The sequence below is a fragment of the Ferdinandcohnia sp. QZ13 genome (assembly GCF_031324165.1).
Lineage (GTDB): Bacteria > Bacillota > Bacilli > Bacillales > Bacillaceae_L > Ferdinandcohnia.
Genome location: NZ_JAVIVW010000015.1, coordinates 1,529,786 through 1,545,739, shown reverse-complemented (window position 1 = coordinate 1,545,739; position 15,954 = coordinate 1,529,786). Strand labels below are relative to the sequence as shown.

At 38.8% G+C, this 15,954-nt stretch carries 13 protein-coding genes; all 13 read left to right on the top strand.

Features of this window, described 5'->3' with window-relative positions; translation table 11 throughout:
- Nucleotides 1-137 precede the first annotated feature (137 nt).
- The 13 genes from RGU12_RS21575 (at nt 138) to RGU12_RS21515 (ending at nt 15,673) form a co-directional block, all read left to right on the top strand.
- Nucleotides 138-1,424, top strand: coding sequence for an ABC transporter substrate-binding protein (locus RGU12_RS21575; protein WP_309537899.1), 1,287 nt, complete (start codon nt 138-140; stop codon nt 1,422-1,424).
- 303 nt (nt 1,425-1,727) lie between these two features.
- Entirely contained in the window at nt 1,728-2,627 is a 900-nt protein-coding gene (locus RGU12_RS21570) for a carbohydrate ABC transporter permease (protein ID WP_116352127.1), read from the top strand.
- 13 nt (nt 2,628-2,640) lie between these two features.
- Complete coding sequence (locus RGU12_RS21565; RefSeq protein WP_309537898.1) at nt 2,641-3,474, top strand: carbohydrate ABC transporter permease; 834 nt, start codon at nt 2,641-2,643, stop codon at nt 3,472-3,474.
- A 42-nt stretch (nt 3,475-3,516) separates the two neighbouring features.
- Entirely contained in the window at nt 3,517-5,064 is a 1,548-nt protein-coding gene (locus tag RGU12_RS21560) for a DUF4127 family protein (protein WP_309537897.1), read from the top strand.
- A 23-nt stretch (nt 5,065-5,087) separates the two neighbouring features.
- A complete protein-coding gene (locus tag RGU12_RS21555; RefSeq protein WP_309537896.1) occupies nt 5,088-6,665 on the top strand; it encodes an FAD-dependent oxidoreductase in 1,578 nt (525 codons plus the stop codon).
- Between the two features lie 12 nt (nt 6,666-6,677).
- Nucleotides 6,678-7,853, top strand: a complete 1,176-nt coding sequence (locus tag RGU12_RS21550) for an alpha amylase family protein (protein WP_309537895.1) — start codon at nt 6,678-6,680, stop codon at nt 7,851-7,853.
- 167 nt (nt 7,854-8,020) lie between these two features.
- Nucleotides 8,021-8,737: an N-acetylmannosamine-6-phosphate 2-epimerase gene (locus tag RGU12_RS21545; protein WP_309537894.1), complete on the top strand. Its 717-nt coding sequence runs from the start codon at nt 8,021-8,023 to the stop codon at nt 8,735-8,737.
- Between the two features lie 52 nt (nt 8,738-8,789).
- Nucleotides 8,790-9,671: an ROK family protein gene (locus RGU12_RS21540; RefSeq protein ID WP_309537893.1), complete on the top strand. Its 882-nt coding sequence runs from the start codon at nt 8,790-8,792 to the stop codon at nt 9,669-9,671.
- A gap of 15 nt (nt 9,672-9,686) precedes the next feature.
- The gene (locus RGU12_RS21535) at nt 9,687-10,397 is read left to right on the top strand and encodes an alpha/beta hydrolase (RefSeq protein WP_309537892.1); all 711 of its coding nucleotides are present in this window, start codon (nt 9,687-9,689) and stop codon (nt 10,395-10,397) included.
- A gap of 1 nt (nt 10,398) precedes the next feature.
- Entirely contained in the window at nt 10,399-12,267 is a 1,869-nt protein-coding gene (locus RGU12_RS21530; protein ID WP_309537891.1) for a beta-N-acetylhexosaminidase, read from the top strand.
- Between the two features lie 67 nt (nt 12,268-12,334).
- Nucleotides 12,335-13,387: an SGNH/GDSL hydrolase family protein gene (locus tag RGU12_RS21525; RefSeq protein ID WP_309537890.1), complete on the top strand. Its 1,053-nt coding sequence runs from the start codon at nt 12,335-12,337 to the stop codon at nt 13,385-13,387.
- A gap of 103 nt (nt 13,388-13,490) precedes the next feature.
- Complete coding sequence (locus RGU12_RS21520) at nt 13,491-14,420, top strand: acetylxylan esterase (RefSeq protein WP_309537889.1); 930 nt, start codon at nt 13,491-13,493, stop codon at nt 14,418-14,420.
- A 671-nt stretch (nt 14,421-15,091) separates the two neighbouring features.
- Entirely contained in the window at nt 15,092-15,673 is a 582-nt protein-coding gene (locus tag RGU12_RS21515) for a hypothetical protein (protein ID WP_309537888.1), read from the top strand.
- The last annotated feature ends 281 nt before the right edge of the window (nt 15,674-15,954 follow it).

Genomic DNA, 15,954 nt, shown 5'->3' with positions numbered 1-15,954 from the left:
GTGATACATTTTTAATAGAGAGTTGATTCTCTGATGAAAGCGCTTAAGAAATCCTGGTTTTGAAGTCTAATAGGGGGTGCACAAAAACAATTACTATTAGGATTCGAAACTCAAAAAATCCAACGAGGTGAGAAGAAATGAGTAGATTCAAAAAAGTACTATCAGTAGCTATGGTGTTTTTACTTGTTTTAGGTGTCTTAGCTGCATGTGGCTCTGAAAATTCAGGAGCAAAAGATTCAGGCTCAGATTCAAAAAAAGGCGGAGACGAAAAAGCAACAGTTGAGTTTTGGACAATTTCGCTTCAACCAACATTTAATGATTATTTCAATGATCTTATTGCAAAATATGAGGAAGAAAATCCAAATGTAAAAATAGATTGGAAGGACTTCCCGTATGATGCTGTTCAAAACAAATTATTGACAAGTATTGCAAGTAAACAAGCTCCAGACGTAGTGAACTTAAATACGGAGCTTGCGAACCAAATGGCTTCAAAAGGTGCACTAGTTGACTTTAACCAACAATTAACAGATGAGCAAAAAGGAATCTATTTTGAAGGAATCTATAATTCTACTGCACAAGGTGAAGGTGTATATGCGCTTCCTTGGTATACAGGTATTCCAGTCCTTTATATCAATACGGAGTTAGCGGAAAAAGCTGGCCTTGATATAAATACTCCACCAGCAACAAAAGCAGACTTAGCAGATTGGGGTAAACAAATTCAAGATAAAACGGGTGCCTTTGGATACGTATTCACAATGGAAACTCGTTCCATTCTTGAAGAAGGCTTTAAAATTGTCGAAGGTGATAAAGCTGTATTCAATAACGACGAAGTAAAAGAATATATCCAAAGCAATATTGATTTAATTGGTGATGGGGTAATTCCTAAGGATATTCCTGCATTTGATAAGCAAGTTCAATTATTTGGTAGTGAGCAAGTAGCGATGATTATCTCAAGCTCTTCATTCATTAACCAATTGAAAACGGCTTCACCTGATGTGTATGAAAAAACAATTGCAGTTCCAGCTCCACTTGGAAAAGCAGGAATCCGTTTTACAAACTCTATGAATCTAGTTGTTCCAAAGGATTCAAAGAATGTTGATGCAGCAACTGCTTTTGCACATTATGTAACAAACGATGCAAGCCAATTAGCATTCTCTGAAGTAGCAAGCACACTTCCATCTACTAAGGAAGCTGCAAAGAATGAATTCTTCTATAAAAATGATGGAACATTAGAGGGACAAGCTTTAACTGCATCTGTTGAAAGCTTAGATAAAGCAACAGACTTTTATCTTGGAATTGAAAACGCTAACGATGTGAATAAAACATTAAATAAGCATCTTCAAAACATCTACATCAATGATCAAGATCTTGATGCTGAGCTTGAAGCTGCAGAAAAAGAAATTAATGATATTTTAGCTCGCTAACTTTATTCAGCAGAAGTCCCTCACTCATATAAGTGGGGACAAATGTAAGAAAGTATCTAATTTGCTGGAGGTTCAAACATTGGCTGAATAAAGCTAAGCCTCTAGCGGATGCCACGATTTTTCAAAGAAAGTTTTCGATCATAGGATCAAAGACTAAGAACGCCATCCTGTGGCAACGACTTTGTGACCCACATCACGTGGGCCTAAAAAATCGGGCGCAAGTATGCTAAGGCGTATTTGATTATATGAAAATTGAATGGGCAGATGAATTTCTGCCCATTTTCAATAGGAGGGAAATACCCTATGGGAAAGAAAAGAGCTTCCGGTTATAGCCGATTTACCGAGGTTCAAACAGCCTGGCTTTTCATGGCACCAGGGTTACTATTACTTGCTCTTTTTACCTTTTGGCCGATTATTTTCAGTGTTCCTTTGGCGTTTACCAACTATTCGGTTATCGGTGAAACGAGTTTCGTAGGACTTGACAACTTTAAACGTGCATTTTCTGACGTGGACTTTATTGCTTCGATTAAAAACTCTCTATTATATATGATTATCGTACCTTTTATCCAAATCATCTCTATCTTAATGGCTATTTTAGTGAATCGAAATATAGCCGGTATTAAGTATTTCAGAACAGCCTATTATATTCCGGTTGTTACATCGATGGTTGCGGTGGCAATTATCTGGGGCTGGTTAATGAGCTCAAACGGGGTTCTAAACTACCTCTTAATGTCAGTTGGGATCATTAGTGAAAAAGTAAACTGGCTATCTGATAAAGACACGGCACTTTGGGCTTTAATGTTTATTACCTTATGGAAGGGTCTAGGTTATTACATGATGATCTATCTTGCGGGCCTCCAAGCAGTTCCAACAGATTGTATCGAGGCAGCAAAAATTGATGGTGCGAGTAACTTCCAAATCATTCGTAAGATTACCATTCCTTTATTAAAGCCATATGTGTTCTTCTGTACACTCATTTCCTTAATGGCAGCGATTCGTGTATTTGATGAAGTCTTCGTCTTAACTTCAGGTGGTCCTGGTAATGCAACCTTAACGAGCAGTGTGTATATCTACCAACAAGGTTTTGAACAATTTGAGTTTGGTTATTCATCTGCATTAGGCTTGATTGTTAGTTTCATTATTATGTTCTTTAGTATTTTCATCTTCGTGTTTAACAAGAAGGGTGGTGTAAATCCATATTAATATGGATGAGCCTATGAAAAAAAAGAATTTACTAAAAAGAATTCTCAATAAAACCTTCGTTTATGTGTTGTTAATCATTTTTGCTCTATTTATGATGGGACCATTCTTATGGCTCTTAAGTGTATCACTGATGCCAGGGAAAAATATCTTTGCTTTTCCACCTGCGATACTTCCAACCTTTATTGATTTCAAAAACTATTTGGAAGTATGGGAGTATATGGACTTTCTTAAATATATCTGGAATACGGTGATTATCACCTTCCTAGGTGTTACCTTTAGTATTCTATTTAGTGCGTTAACTGCATACCCATTAGCTATTTTTAAATTTAAAGGAAGAAACTTTATTTTCTTGTTACTCGTTTCTACTATGATAATTCCTGCAGCTGCAGGCCTAGTTGTTAACTATTTAACGATTAATAAAATGGGATTAATTAATACCTTTACTGGAGTAGTTCTTCCTACGCTTGTTTCCGTATTTAATGTATTCCTGTTCAGACAGGCGTTCATGGGGATTCCAACAGATATTAGGGACTCTGGAAAAATGGACGGAGCTTCCGAACTTCGAATTTGGGGTCAATTGATGATGCCAATGATCAAACCAGCGGTAGCGGTTGTTGGATTATTTGAATTTATGGCGAACTGGAATAGCTTCTTATGGCCAATCATAGTGTTAAATACAGAAAAATACCCATTAGCCTCAGCATTGAGCTTTTTAAATGGTCAGTTTTCATATAACTTTGGGTGGATTGCTGCCGGCACAGTCATTTCGGTATTACCAATCATCTTCGTCTTTTTATTCACTCAAAAATATTATATGGAAGGTATTTCAGGTGCGGTTAAAGGATAAATCACCTGAAATAAAAAGTACTAAGAAAAAGGGAGATTTCGAATGTACAAAATTGCTTATATCCCATTAGACGAACGCCCATGTAACTATGATTTTCCTAACCTTCTAACTGGGAACAAAGATTCTTCTACCCAAGGGGAAGTGAATCTAGTAAGACCCGATTTAGACCTGATGGGGGAAAAAAAGGTACCAGGAAACACAGAGAAGATTTGGAAATGGCTTTACGAGGAAGCTAAGGATGCGGATGGTCTGATTCTTTCATTAGATACGTTGCTATATGGAGGAATCATCCCTTCTAGATTGCATCATCTAACATTGGATGAATGTAGGAATGCAATCGCCGGGCTTTCACGGATTAAAGAAATTAATCCAAACGTAAAAATATACGCATTTAACTTAATCATGCGATGTCCAAAGTATTCAAGTAATGATGAGGAACCGGACTATTACGAAGATTGGGGAAGTGAAATCTTCCAATATGGGAAACTGCATCATCTCATCTCTGCCAATCTTGCATCAGAGGAAGAGCAAAAGCAGTACGAAAACCTAAAGCAACAGCTTCCAAAAGAGGTTGTGGATGATTATCTTTCTCGAAGAAAAATCAATGTTGAAGTAAATAAGCTTGCGCTTGAATATGTGAGTAATGGAACGATTGATTTTATGATCATTCCACAGGATGATTCCGCACCTTACGGATGGACAGCGATAGATCAGCAGGAGGTTAGAGGAGCGATTGCCTCTCATAATCTTGAGCTTGATGTGTATATGTATCCTGGGGCAGATGAGGTTGGGTGTACGTTGTTAGCCAGAATGGTCAATAGCTTTAAAGGAAAGAGACCATTGGTATTTCCGGTTTTTTCAAGTAATCAAGGTCCTTCTGTCACACCGTTATATGAAGATCGTCCCTTAATGGAGACTCTTAAATATCAAATATTGGCAGCAGGTGGACTCATGACTTCAAATCTCTCTGAGGCTGATTTTGCGTTATATGTAAATTCACCAGTCGAGCCAATGATGGAGGCTGCCTACCAGGATCAGCTAAGTACAAAATATCAGGTGAATCGAAATCTAATCGATTTTGTAGAGCAGCTTGAATATACAGTAAAAGAACGAAACATTCCATGTGTAGTGGGCGATGTTGCCTTTGCGAATGGTTCAGATTTAGGACTGTTAAAGCTAATAAAAAGAAAAAATCTTCTTTTTAGATTAGCAGGTTACGCAGGCTGGAATACGAGTTCAAATACCCTCGGAACATGCATTGCACAAGGAATGATTCACAATGTGTATGGGAGCTCGCAAACTCATTTGAATTTTCTTGCCCTACGCTATGTGGAAGATGCTGGATATTGTAGCGTTGTCAGAAAAAACATCACAAATAACGTGTTACCTGATTTAGGATATGACTATTTCCTTGTAGACGGGAAACGCGGCAAGGTTTCTGAAATTGTACAAAAACAATTAAATGAGTTTATCAAGGAAGACCTAAGTGATGAAGAAAACAATCTACTTATTAAAGAATGCTACATGCCTTGGAACCGTATGTTTGAAGTTGGTCTGGATGTTGAACATTTACCTAGAGTAAAAAATTAGTCGTTTATAAAGGAGTTATTGCAATGATGAAGCAAGAATCTACAGATGTCGTGGTAATAGGCGGAGGTTTAGGTGGCTGTATGGCCTCATTAGCTGTTGCCAAAATGGGCTTAAAGGTCATTATGACGGAAGAAACAGATTGGCTGGGTGGACAACTTACAAGTCAGGCAGTACCTCCTGATGAACATAAATGGATTGAAAGATATGGTCGTACCGATACCTATCGGGAATTTAGAGATCGCGTCCGCCAATATTACCGTGACAACTATCCGCTCACAAAGGAAGCAAAGGAAAATGACATATTGAACCCAGGAAATGGCTGGGTGAGCCGATTGGCACATGAACCAAAGGTGGCATTAAAAGTCATTGAGGATATGCTCGCCCCTTATATCAATAGCGGAAAAATAAAGGTCTTATACAACTATAAGCCTTTGGAGGCGAAGACAGAAGAAGATGTCGTAAAATCCGTCACGGTGACACACATCTCCGAACCTCGAAAAATCGAGTTGGTCGGTCGATACTTTTTAGATGCCACCGAATGTGGCGATGTTTTACCAATCGCAGGTGTTGAATTTGTATCGGGAGCCGAATCTAGAGAACAAACTGGAGAGCCCCATGCTTTAGAAGAAGCAAACCCACTCGATATGCAATCCTTTACCTATGTGTTTGCAGTGGATTATGTAGAGGGTGGAAATTTTGTAATCGATAAGCCTGAACAGTATGATTTTTGGCGTGAATATATGCCAAGCTTCTCGCATTTACCACTTTTCAGTTGGTATGCAACAGATGCAGATGATACATCAAAGCTAAAGCAATTTACACTATTCCCTAATGATCAAGGGATTCCTTCCTTATTTACCTATCGAAGAATACTAGATACAGAGAATTTGGAAGGGAATTTATACGAAGGCGATATTTCCCTCATCAATTGGGCGCAAAATGACTATTTTCTAGGACCGATCTATGGAGTGCCAGAAGAAGAAGTAGAAAAAAACTTATTTAACGCAAAACAACAAAGCTTGTCTCTTTTATACTGGCTGCAAACAGAAGCACCAAGACTCGATGGAGGTAAGGGCTTCCCTGGCTTAAGGCTTCGTAAGGATGTATTGGATACAGAGGATGGTCTTGCGAAATATCCGTACATTCGTGAATCCAGAAGAATAAAAGCGGTTTACACCATTACCGAACAGGATGTTAGTAAAGAAATCAGAGGAGACAAAGGGATATGTGAGTATTTCGATAGTGTCGGAGTTGGAAGCTATCATTTAGATTTGCACCACACAACGGTTTCAAACCGAAGCTTCTATATTCCAAACTATCCATATGAAATACCACTAGGGTCACTATTACCAGTACTTGTGAAGAATCTGATCCCTGCTTGTAAAAATATTGGGACCACCCAGATTACAAATGGATGCTACAGACTGCACCCAACCGAGTGGAATATTGGAGAATCAGCGGGATATCTAGTGGCCTATTCCTTATTAAATAATGTGACTCCACATCAGGTAAGGGAAGAACAGAATCACTTAGAGGAATATCAAAATCTACTACTAAATCATGGCGTTCAGCTTCATTGGCCAGAGGATATTGACCTATAAGGAGGAGCCCAAATGGAACAACCAAACATACTATGGGTGGATTTTTTAGCGAATGGTACTCGATTACTAGAGCCAGAAAAAATGAAAGAGCTCATTCAACACGCCCTAAAATGTAAAATTACACATCTAGTCGTAGATGCAAAAATCCCATATGGATTTACTACCTATCCAAGTGAATTTGCATACCATGTAAGTGAATTGAAGGATGAACAGTACCATGCTTGGAAAGGTCGAGACTTTCTTCAGGAAGTAATTCATCATGCCAAAGGCTCAGGCTTGAAGGTTATTGCGAATGTCGACGTATTTGCAGAAGGAAATGGAATCGAAAAAGAAGGAATGGTGTATGACAAGCCAGAGTGGCAAGTTGTTCATTATAACGAGGCACTTTCGAAAATGCCGACAGCTGCGGAAAATCACAATGACCCAACGGTTTTTGTAAATCCGATTCATCCAGAGGTTGAAGCCTATGAACTTAATATTATTCAAGAAATTGTCCGTAACTATGAAATAGATGGTGTTGTTTTAGATAGATGTCGCTACCCGAATATTTTTGGTGATTTTAGTAGCTTAAGTCGCTCTAAATTTGAGGCTTATATCGGTGAAGAGGTTAAACAATGGCCAGAGGACATTATGACCCTTGAGGACAAGAAACCTGTTTTTGGTCCCCTTTTTCCGAAATGGGCAGAGTTCCGTGCTAGAAACATTAAAAACTTTGTTCAAAAAGCAAAAAATGTGGTGAAAACACAGAATTCAGATCTCGTTTTTACAATCTATGTGGGTTCATGGTATCCATTGTATTATAACGAAGGCGTTAACTGGGGAAGTGAAACCTATCAGCCAACATTGGATTGGACTGCCGAGACGTACCACACATCTGGATATGCAGAGGAATTTGATTTTATCATGACAGGCTGCTATTACCCAGAGGTTACGATTGAGGAAGCGTTAACCAATGAAAGACCTGCAACTTGGTACAGTGTGGAAGGTGCAATTGAAATGAGTAAGGAAGCAATCAATGGACAAATTCCTGTGATTGCAAGCCTATTCTTAAAGGATTATAACAACAACGTAGAACAATTTAAGAAAGCCGTCAAGCTTTGTAAGGAAAAATCGGATGGAGTTATGCTGTTTGACACAGTGTATTTAGAGGATTATCAGTGGTGGAATGAGCTAGAGGAGACCATCTAACTTTATTCAGTTGGGGTATAAACCCGAACTGAATAAAGTTAGAGCCTCCGGCGGATGCCACAGATTTTAAAAGGAAACATTTCGAGCGGGCTCGAAAAAATCTGGGCTCAAATACGCCAAGGCGCATTTGATTTATCAATCTTAGATTGCAACTGGAGTGTATGAAAATGGAGAAGAAACAAGCGTTTTTTGACAAAATATATAGAAAGTTAGTTGTGTCTTGTCAAGCCTTGCCTGATGAGCCTCTTCATAGCTCCTATATCATGAGTAAAATGGCGGTGGCTGCAACCCAAGCAGGTGCAAGTGGTATACGAGCTAACAGTGTAGAAGACATCCATGAAATTAAAAAGGTAACCAACCTGCCAATTATCGGTATCATTAAACAGGACTATGACAATTCCGATGTGTTTATCACCCCAACCATGAAGGAAATTGACCTTCTTGTAAATGAGGGTGTAGATATGATTGCGTTGGATGCAACAAGAAGGGTACGGCCAGATGGTCATACAATCTCAGAGATTTTTCCAGAAATCAGACGAAAATATCCCGATCAACTGTTTATGGCGGATTGCTCGACCTTAGAAGAGGGCATTCAAGCGGAAAAATTGGGATTTGATGCCGTTGGAACAACATTATCTGGATACACAGAATATACGAAAAATGTACAATTACCCAATATTGAGTTGATCAAACAATTTGTCGAGCATTTGAGTGTACCAGTCATTGCTGAAGGTGGAATTTCTTCACCCGAAGAATTGAAGGAAGTGTTTGCAACAGGCGTTCACTCAGCGGTCGTAGGGTCTGCAATCACACGCCCACAAGAAATCACAAAAAGATTCTTACAAGCAATAAGCGACATGGGGACAGGTTCCTTGTCCCTGTAAAAGTGGTGGTTCCCCGTGACCCACTCTTGACCTATATAGAGGTGAGAAAAAGATGAAAATATTTGCTGCGGATATTGGTGGGACAACGATAAAAATTGGTGTAACGGATGAGAATGGTAAGATTCAGATATTTGATGAGGTCGAAACAGAAAGAAAAAAAGGTGGACCTGCCATTATTCAAAAATTAGAGGATATCATCGCTAAGTACCCAGATATTGACGCAATCAGTATTAGTACAGCCGGTCAAGTGAATAGTGAGGAAGGCTATATTATCTATGCAAATGACAATCTACCAAACTATACCGGTACAAGAATTAAAGATCTCCTAGAATCAAAGTTTCATGTGCCTGTAAAGGTAGAAAATGATGTAAATGCAGCGGCTCTTGGTGAAAAATATTTTGGGGTTGGTAAGGAATATCGCGGTTTTCTCTTTTTAACCTTCGGGACTGGTATCGGTGGCGCTATCGTAATTGATTCAAAGCTGCATCGAGGTTTTACGGGTAGTGCTGGAGAGTTTGGACATATGAACCTTTACCCGAACGGTATCCCTTGTGGTTGTGGAAAACGAGGATGCTATGAACAATATGGCTCTACAACAGCCCTCATTAGGGAAGCGAAAAAGGTAAATCCTGATTGCACAAACGGTAGACAGTTGTTTGAAATGATTGAGCATGGTGATAAACGGTTATATGAAGTATTTGATAATTGGACAAATGAAATCGCTCTTGGGATTGCTAGTTTAATTCATATCTTTAACCCACCTTGTGTCATTTTGGGTGGAGGGATCATGGAACAGGAATTGTCTATCAAACTCGTTTCTGAGAAGGTACAGCAACATATTATGGATAGTTACTCAGGTGTGAAGATTTTGAGATCCGAATTTGGCAACAAAGCTGGACTATATGGCGCAATTTCGCTGCACAAATTTAGCTAAAAGGGGCTAAATACAATGAAAAAAAATAATCGTAAATTTCATAGTAGCAACTTAAATAAATCACTAGATTACATCGTTTTAACGATGAGTGAGAATATTGAAGATGCGTATATCTTATATGTACAGGATGGAAGGGACTATTTAGAGTTGGGGGGGCTGGAGAAAGCTGTTCAGGATTTAGTACGTACAAATCCGGAGCTGGCCAACCGCCTCGTTTTCGTCCTAATTCACCCTGGGGATTCACATGAAAGATGGGATTCGTTTAGTAGAAATGGATCTTCCTTTAGACACTTTATTCATTTTATGAATGATGAATTTATCCCGGAGTTTGAAAGAAACCTAGGGGCTAGCATCTCTAGAAGAGGTCTTCTAGGGGACTCCTTAGCGGGTAATATTAGCTTAAATATTGCATTAGAAAAGCCGGAATTGTGGACGCATTTATTGCTCCAGTCTCCGGCTATTTCTGATGGAGATATTAGACAGCTAGAGGATTTAGAAGTACCTGCGTGGAACGTGTATCAGACCGTGGGGATTTATGAAGATGAATTTGTATCCTCAATATCTAATGAAAAACTATTTATTTTGACTAGGAATCGTCAATTATATAGAAGCTTTTTATCGAAAAAAGTAAATGTGAAATATATCGAGTCTGAAGATGAACATCTATGGAAGGTTTGGGAGAGGGATTTACCTAACCTATTGGAGTTTTTTGTGAAGGAGGTTTGACATGAAAATACGTTTTACAGGTGAATTATCCGAGGTTTTAGAGGGGATTTCAATTCTCCGTGAAGATTTAAATATAGAAATTGCAGAGAATGGATACCCGATTGAGGTAATAAATCGTCATGGACCTTTAGTTGTTACGAACAAACAGATCATCTATGATAAAAAGATTCATTTTTTCAGAGGTTTAGGATTGTGGCTTCAACACATGGAAAAAAACAAAGAATTCCATCTAACTGAAGTTTCTCAATTTGAAACAAGTGGTGCAATGATTGATGTTTCGAGAAACGCAGTACTGACTGTTGATGGAGTAAAAATGCTTTTACGTAAAATGGCTGTGATGGGTTTAAACATGGTCATGGTCTATACAGAGGATACGTATGAGGTTCCGGAAGTTCCTTATTTCGGATACATGCGTGGAAGATACAGTGAGGAAGAAATTAGGGAATTTGATGAGTATGCCCATCTATTAGGGATCGAGATGATACCGTGTATTCAAACATTAGCTCATTTAAAAGAGGCGTTAAAATGGGGCTATGCAAACGAGATTAAGGATACCGATGATATTTTGCTAGTCGGTGAACCAAAAACGTATGAATTATTAAAGAAATTAATTGAGACCGCTTCGAGGCCATATCGGACAAAAAGGATTCATATCGGCATGGATGAGGCCTTGCAACTAGGACGCGGTAAGTACATGGAGAAAAATGGGTATCATAATCGATTCGACATCATGAATCAGCATCTTCAGGAAGTCGTAACAATTACTGAGGAATTCGACTTACACCCAATGATATGGAGTGATATGTATTTCCGTTTGGCCTCTCGGGAGGGCAATTATTACGATTTTGATGAGTCATTGTTGGAACAAGTGAAACAGTCAATTCCGAATGTACAAATGGTCTACTGGGACTACTATCATGCAGATGAAGCATTTTACGAGGGAATGCTTGAGACCCATAAAAAGCTCGATCCAGATCATCTTTTTGCAGGAGGATTATGGACGTGGAACGGAATTTCTCCGAACTACGCCAGAGCATTTAGAAATACGGAAGCGGCTTTAAATGCCTGTCGAAAAACTGGAATCAAAGAAGTCTTTGCAACCATGTGGGGAGATAATGGAGCGGAAACCCCGATTCAAACTGCGCTTCCTGGATTACAATTGTTTGCGGAACATACGTATCATCAAGAAGTGAGTAGAGAGCATTTGGAAGAACGATTCTACCACTGTACCGGTTATCAGCTAAATGATTTCCTTTTATTGAATCAATTCGATGAAATACCAGGAGTTATGGAGGATAATTTATATTCCTCGAACCCATCTAAATTTTTGCTTTGGCAGGATATCTTATTGGGATTGTTTGATGAAAATATAAAGGGACTTCCGATTGCAAATCATTACAGAGGTTTAGTGGATCAGATACGGGTAGCGAAGGAACGGAATCAAAGTGTGGAAAAATTATTTCGCTTTTATGAGCAATTAGCAAGAGTCCTATGCATGAAGGCGGAGATTGGTATTGATGTAAAGTCAGCCTATGACAAAAGAGATAAAGCAAAAATTAAGGTCTGTCTTGATAATCTAGAAATTCTAAAAGTAGGTATTGATAGATTAAGAAAGGCACATCGAGATGTATGGTTTTCCGTGAATAAACCTTTCGGATGGGAAGTTTTAGATATTCGTTATGGCGGTATACTGACACGAATGGAAACAGCAGAGTATCGCTTGGGTCAATGGTTGAATGGGGAGATTTTAAAATTAGAGGAACTAGAAGAAGTACGCCTTCGTTATGACGGTCCTGAACAATTCCCCGAAAACGTAACTTTGGGAAGAGGCGAAACCTATAATCGGATTGTAACGGCTAGTAGTTTATAGGTAAGATGGTGGGGCATTTTGACGAAGGATCTGTCCAATGACCCACCAGTGAAAAGAGGGATGAAAGGTGCAAGATGAGATAAGATGGTACAGCCCAAAAGAAAAACCATTTCGTATTAGTGGATTTGCTTGGTTTAACAAGGAAGAACGATATCGGCGACTTCCTGCTAAACCCGTTTATGACATACCACCACGCGTGGATGAATTAGCGGATAATACCTCCGGTGGACAAATTTGTTTTCGTACAAATGCTACGAAGCTTGAAATAAAAGTAAAGCTAACGGATGCTGCAAATATGGGGCATATGACTGCCTCTGGTCAATGTGGATTTGATGTATACGTGGGGGATCCTGGAAAGCAACAGTATTATGCAACTGCAATTCCATCACTCCTCGAACAATCGTATGAGAAAACGATTTGGGATTTTTCAAGCAGAAGTCAACACATTACTGAGCAGTTCAGGGAAGTAACGTTGAATTTTCCTTTGTATCAGGGGGTAGAGGAGGTACTAATCGGGACAAATTCAAGTGCAATCATTGAACCGCCTACTCCGTATGATTCAGATAAAAGAGTGATTTTTTATGGTACTTCCATTACGCAGGGGGCTTGTGCAAGTAGACCTGGTATGTCCTACACAAATATCCTCAGTCGAAGAATGAATTTAGAATTTATTAATTTAGGATTCTCCGGAAGTGGGAGAGGTGAACATGGGGTAGCCTTAACCATCAGAGAAATCGAACGTCCAGCCTGCTTTGTTCTTGATTATGAGGCAAATGTTACATACAAGGAATATAAAGATACACTCATTCCCTTTATCGAAACCTATCGGGAATATCATCCGGATGTCCCTATAATCATTGTGTCAAGAATTCCGTTTGTACAGGATAAAGCAATAGGTGAATACGAGGATTATCAAAACCGTAGGGAATACTCGAAATCAACTGTAGAAAAATTACAGCAACAAGGCGATAAAAATATTTCCTTTATAGACGGGGCTAATTTGTTAGGCGAATTATGGCATGAATGCACAGTCGATGGAATCCATCCGAATGACTTAGGATTTATGGAAATGGCGAATCGTATGGAGAATGAGTTTGTATTTTTAAGGAACTTAAAATAGATGATGAGCTCTGGTGCACGGGGACAGGTTCTGTGTCTCCGTTATGGCTCATGGAATGATAAAACTACATGGGAGGATTATTTTGTAATACTTTGAAAAACAAATGAAAGAATATGAAACATATAAACCCCCTTTGACAAAGACGGAGGACTTCCACACCTTTTGGGAAAATACCTTAGATGAGTCAAACCGACTTCCCATACAAAGCGCTCTAGAAAGAGAAGAATATCCGATTAAACAGGTTGACGTATATCGTGTTACCTATCAGGGATTTGGTGGAACACCTATTAGAGGGTTTTATATTTTACCGAAAGAAACAAAGGAAAATCTGCCTTGTATAGTTATGTACCATGGCTATGGAATGGATAAAGGGTCTGCTTCAAATTACATGAAATGGGTCATGCAGGGAATTGCTGTTTTAGCAATTGATCATCGAGGACATGGTGAGAGTAGCGACGACTCTGGCTATATGTCTGGAACTAATGGAACGTGGATTTTACATGGGATTTTAAACAAAGAAGAATATTATTATCGTAAAGTGTATATGGATAGTAAACGTGCTATTGATTTTATTTTCTCTAGACCTGAAATTGATAAAAGTCGGGTTTGTATTTATGGTGGTAGCATGGGTGGGGGAGTCGCACTAGCCGTGGCTGCCTTAGATCATCGCCCTAAGTTAGTCATAGCTGATGTACCAAATATGTGTAATAGTGAACTAGCAATTCAGCAGAAACAAGGTGGGTCCCTACTGAGTCTTGAAGGTTATTTAGCAAGGTATCCAGAAAAGGCACAACAAGTTTTCCATAACCTAACTTACTTTGATAATCTTAATTTCGCCTCCATGATCAAAAGTAAGATAAGGGTAGCGGTAGGGCTAAAAGATATCGTTTGTCCACCAAAAGCGATATTTGGCGTATATAACCACATCGAAGCAGATAAAAGCATAGTAGTTTACCCATTCACAGGACATGACATCGGGAGCCTTGCCTCACATCTCGACGATACACTCTATTATGTAAGCAAAAATTTATAAATGTGAATGTAATTCGCTTCTTGAAAATTTTAAAAACCCTTTATTCCAACAGCCTTGTTTGGTAGTCACATGGCGGTTGTAGAATTAGTATTTTGTCAAAGTAAAATATTAATTTGAAAAGATCTGTAATAATTAAGGTTTTAAAATTCAATCAAACGTTTGATTGGTAGATAGCCGTTGCGATTACTGGGAGAATGACATTCAAACAAACGATTGATTAGTTGTGATTATTAAGCGGGAAAATAGGCTGTTATAGCGAGAAAAAACTAAAAATTATTATCTTAGAATTATAAATCAAGCTCAACGAATGGATTTGGAATCCGCGTTGGGCTTTTTTGTTCTTTCGGTTTAAAGACACCGCCTGGTGGGTGGGACAGGGTGCTGATACCCCTGTCCCAAAAGCCAAGCACTACGTTGCTAATTTATTGAAACACATCTCTTCATAATAAAACGCAAATATCATACGAAAGACGCAATTCTCCATTATCGTAGTCCGAGCAGGGGGCCAGAGGAACCGTCCCTGTGGTTCTTTTTAAATATGTAAAATACAGGAAAAAAATCAATATTAATATCCTACCCTCTGATATATAATATTCTGGACAGTATCTATTAATATCGGAATCAAGCAGGATGAAGTGTTTAAACTATCAATATAACGATTGAGGTGCACAATGAAAATCGTCTTTTTCGTTCTTGCAGTTGCCTTTTCAGTTTTTTTAGTCTTTCTGAAAAAAGAAGAAGAAGTAAGCGGAGATGAAATAGATCCATCCGTTTTTAAGCACTTTCTAACTATCCTTGGGTTTAGTCTAATGGTCTTCTTTTACGGATGGTTTATTTTTAAGGAAGACCTGTTTCTCTGGTTCACTTTCTATGCGGGCATACTCTTCGTCCTTTTAGTAGGTTTAGCTGAAAAAAAGAACAAACTCAGAGTATGGGTAGTAGGTTTTATCCTCATGACATTTCTATTTTGTGGGTTTCGAGTTCCAACTCATCCTCATTCATTCCAGGATTGGGTAAGTAACAACAAACAACTCTACTGCCCGAGCGGTTTTGATTGCGTAAAGGTGTCAACCTATATCGATGAAAAAGAAAACTTGGTTACAACTTCGGAAATCGTTCCAATAATCAGTGACTACACAAACTGGTATCTCCTCTTCGCAACCGGTTACTTTTCTTACGAAGATAACAGCGGGAAAGAAGTGCATTTCAAAGGAATCAATATTGCAGGTTGGTGGATTGAAACTTCCGATTAAAAAGTTCCCTCATGCCAGTCACCGCAGTAAGGTAATTTGGCTGGTGACTAGGCATTTACTATTTCAAAATAGGAACGACTAGAACCGTCCCACTGGTCCCGACTTGTACCCACAACAATTCATCCCTTTACCCTACTACAAATTCTATGTGTCAGAGCCTGAACCTGACCTTTTTCCTATACATAACCACGACGATAATCCCAAATCGACAAATTCCTACAAGGCCAAATCCCGTTTTTAGCCTAATTTTACTATGACTTTTAGTGCTAGTCCAAAAAATA